This window comes from Bradyrhizobium sp. Kon58 (assembly GCF_055807455.1).
In genome coordinates this window covers 1-276 of the sequence record NZ_JBVVOT010000418.1, presented here as the reverse complement: position 1 = coordinate 276, position 276 = coordinate 1, and the positions used below count along the sequence as shown (strand labels likewise).

Annotated in this window: 1 protein-coding gene; it reads left to right on the top strand. The window is 68.1% G+C overall.

What is annotated here, in order from left to right:
- A partial coding sequence (locus AC0L20_RS40985) for a glutathione S-transferase family protein (protein ID WP_473295823.1) occupies positions 1-276 on the top strand: 276 nt, incomplete at both ends.

Genomic DNA, 276 nt, shown 5'->3' with positions numbered 1-276 from the left:
CCTCAACCGCTTCGGCCAGGTGCCGGTGATCGACGATGGCGGGACGATCCTGGCGGACTCCAACGCCATCCTGGTTTATCTGGCCGCCACCTATGGCAACGGCCAGTGGCTGCCCGCTGATCCGGTTGGGCAGGCGCGCGTGCAGCGCTGGCTCTCGGCTGCGGCCGGTCAGCTGCATGCGGGGCCGGCCCAGCGCATTGGCATGGACGGTGTGGAGATCCACGGCGCCCACGGCTACCTGGTGGATCAGTTCTTCTGGGAAGGCAGCAACCAGCG